Consider the following 3,588-nt stretch of genomic DNA (forward strand, 5'->3'; position numbering starts at 1 on the left):
ATGGCGGCTCCGGCGGGATCATGACGCATGACGTGTTCCTCCCCGCAGTCCGTCGTAGCGTGCGACATTGGCCTCAGGTTCCTTCGTCAGAACGAGACTTGAAGGGGGCGTCACATCGAGCCGGTCGGTCGGTGTGCCATCCACCAGCCTGTGGAGCAGGTTCAGCACATGGGTCTTGGTCGGCACGCCCGCCTCCAGTGCCATTTCCACGGCGCACAGCACCGCCTGTTCATCGTGATGCAGGACCAGCGACAGGATCTCGACCATCTCGCGATCGCCGCCGGGCTTGCGCAGCATCTGATCCTGCAACTGGCGGAATGCCTCTGGCATCTCGACAAACGGGGCGCCGTTACGAAGCGCGCCCGGCTTGCGCTGAACCACGGCGAGGTAAAGGCGCCAGTCATAGATGACGCGGCCAGGTTGCCGGTGCGACCGTTCAATGATGCGCTGGTGCTCGCAGACCACGTGCCCCTCGACCACGATCACCAGCCGTTCGGGGTAAACATGCAGGCTGACGGGGCGGTTCGCAAAACTGGCAGGGACAGAGTAGCGATTGCGCTCGAAGGTGATCAGGCAGGTGGGCGACACCCGCTTGCTGTGTTCGACAAAGCCATCGAAGGCCGTGGGCAACGGCATCAGCGCAGGCTTCTCGACCTCCCAGATGTCGCAATGCTGCCAGGCAGGCTGCCATGAGCGGTCTCGGTCCACAGCGCCTTGCAGCGCTCTTCCAGCCACACATTCAACGCATCAAGATCCGGAAAGGCCGGCATCACCTGCCAGAGCCGGTGGCGCGCATCGCGGACGTTCTTCTCGACCTGGCCTTTCTCCCAGCCGGCCGCCGGGTTGCAGAAATCAGGCTCAAACACGTAGTGGCTGGTCATGGCCATGAACCGCGCATTCACATCGCGCTTCTTGCCAACGCCCACGCGATCCACCGCCGTCTTCATGTTGTCGTGGATCCCGCGGCCCGGCACGCCCTCAAAGACCCGGAACGCATGCCAATGCGCGTCGAACAGCATCTCATGCGTCTGCAACAAATAGGCTCTGACCAGAAACGCCCGGCTGTGCAACAGCTTGATATAGGCCACCTGCAACTTCATGCGATCGCCGCCGACAGAGGCCCAGTCCTCGCTCCAGTCGAACTGGAAAGCCTCGCCCGGCTGGAACACCAACGGCACGAATGTCCCGCGATCGGTCGTCTGCTGCGCGCGTTGCCGGTCTCCTTTCCAAGTCCGCACGAAGGCTGCGACACGCTCATACGAGCCGTCATAGCCAAGCTTAACCAGATCAGCGTGCATCTGCTTGGCGGTGCGCCGGTCCTTGCGCGACTTGCGCTGCTCCGTCACCAGCCAGCCTGTCAGCTTCTCGGCATATGGGTCCAGCTTGCTCGGCCGCGCCGGTGTCTGGAACCGGGGCTCAACGATCCCCGCCCGCAGATACTTCTTGATGGTGTTGCGAGACAGCCCGGTCCGCCGCGCGATCTCGCGGATGGGCATCTTGTCCCGTAACGCCCAACGTCGAATGACGCTCAAAAATCCCATGTCGATCACTCCGAAAACCCCCGACAAATCCCGTCAGGGGCAAGATTCCACATGGGTCAGTTCTCAGTGACAATTTAGACTGCTGCTGGGTCAGTTCTCAGTGATATCCAACACCGATAGGGCAATCTGAGCGCCAGGGACCGCTGACGCCGGCACAGCGTAGTGTAATCTGGTACAGTCCGGTCGAGCCCCGACAGCCGCAACAGGTCCGCGACGAAGCCCGCCGTCTGACGAAGCGGCAGGCCGAACAAGATCTTGATCGTGAGGCACGCCGGGATCGCCGCGTCGCTGTAGGCCTGCTGGCCACCCCGCCCGCCGGTCGGCGTCGCATCCTATGTCATCTTCGGATCAGATTAACGCGTCAGTGAGCCACGCTCAGGCAGTGCGGCGCTGTAGGCGGTCCAGTGCAGGGTGCGATAGCAGGTCGAAGCAGGTCTCGTCATGCTGACCTGCCATCCCGTTGATCAACCAATGTAAATCCCAGTATTGGTTTGTGCAACATGTGTAACCGCCCCATGCGCAAGAGGTAATTTCAGAGCTGGCTTCAGCGCGTCACCGGGTGCTGACATGTGTCCGGCCTCAAGATGCGGCTTCATGCATGCCGCGGGCCCGTATGGTGTTTGAAGGTCGGGTCCAGATCAACGCCGCGTGCTCGATGGCACTCTGTTGCACACTGGTTCTCCCGATCCCGTCTCACGACTGTTGCGCCAAACTGCTCCTTGCCCTCTTCCGCTCCGACGTCCTCGCGATCGACGGTCGGCTTATGCCGCCGCGACCGGGGACTGATAGACACCGCCCCTGGCCATCAGGGCCCAGACGATGCGCGCACTCGCCATTGTGCTCGAACCAATGGCGCACAAAGGCTCGTTGTTTGCCAGTGCCACGCGCACCAGCATCGGCGGCTTGCGCGACAGCATGCCGCCCAGCCACGTGCCGGGCTTGGCCGAAGCGTGGGTATGCCGTTTGATAATGACGCTGTTGGCGCCGATGATCAGCAGGCGTCGCAGGGACCGCTCGCCCATCTTCGTCGTGGCTCCGAGCCGCTGCTTGCCGCCGGTCGAGTGCTGCCGGGGCACGAGGCCCAGCCAAGCTGCAAAATCGCGCGCTCGGCGGAACGTGTCAGGCGGCGGGGCCAAAGTTGCGAGGGCTGTCGCAATCAGCGGACCGATACCCGGCACCGTCATCAGACGCCGCGCCACTTCGTTCTCTTTGGCGCGTCGGGTGATCTCGGCATCAAGCTTGGTGATCTCTTCCTCCAACTGCGTCAGTGCCGCGACCAGAACCTTGAGGGTGGGGATGGCATCGGCAGGTAGAGTGCATTCCGGATCTTCGACGAGTGCAATCAGCTTCGATGCGTTCGCTGCCCCCTGCGGCACGATCTCCCCGAACTCGGCCAGATGACCGCGCAGCGCATTTATGGCCTGCGTCCGCTGCCGGATCAGAAGCTCGCGCACGCGGAACACCATGGCCGCGCCCTGGGTCTCTTCGCTCTTCACCGGAACGAAGCGCATCGTCGGCCGCAATACCGCCTCGCAGATCGCCTCGGCATCGTTCGTCGGCTTACGCGGCGCCACCGGCGCCACGGTCCCCCTCACCATCATTCTTCTCTGGTTGCCGCCCGTGGTGCAAGACGCTTTTGACCTGTCTTGGTTCGTGATCGAGTGCGTTCTTCTCTTAGGCCTTTATGATTGCGGCCGTTCAAGAAGCCGCTGGCCGGGATGGTGATCTGCGGATCGGGTCCATATCTTCTGCAAGAGCTTTTCGGCTCGAGAACGACGTCTGGTTTTCCCCATCCAGATCATTTCGATCATTGCGCCCATTCAGGTCATCGACTTCTTCCACCTCCTTCACCGACGCCCGCTCACATGGGGTCTGTAGCCCTCATGCAGAAACAGCTCGCGCCGGATCTCGATAGTCCTCCTTCTTTGTCATCATTGCCCAGATGGCCTTTGCCATCTTGTTGGCCAGCGCGATGGCGACCAGCATGAGCGGCTTGCGGTGCAGCAGGCGTGCCAGCCATGATCCCTCTGGGATCGACTTTCGGGCC

4 pseudogenes are annotated in these 3,588 nt (G+C 62.2%); all 4 read right to left on the reverse strand.

Annotated elements, in window-relative coordinates:
* Positions 1-18: 18 nt before the first annotated feature.
* Positions 19-1,541: pseudogene (istA, locus tag JSE7799_RS11110) on the reverse strand (IS21 family transposase).
* A gap of 113 nt (positions 1,542-1,654) precedes the next feature.
* Positions 1,655-1,984 (reverse strand): annotated as a pseudogene (locus JSE7799_RS21745) (transposase); the annotation flags it as partial.
* A 318-nt stretch (positions 1,985-2,302) separates the two neighbouring features.
* Positions 2,303-3,091: pseudogene (locus tag JSE7799_RS11115) on the reverse strand (IS110 family RNA-guided transposase); the annotation flags it as partial.
* 331 nt (positions 3,092-3,422) lie between these two features.
* Positions 3,423-3,588 (reverse strand): annotated as a pseudogene (locus tag JSE7799_RS21750) (IS110 family transposase); the annotation flags it as partial.

Origin of the sequence: Jannaschia seosinensis, from assembly GCF_001408515.1 — a bacterium.
Taxonomy (GTDB): Bacteria; Pseudomonadota; Alphaproteobacteria; order Rhodobacterales; family Rhodobacteraceae; genus Jannaschia; species Jannaschia seosinensis.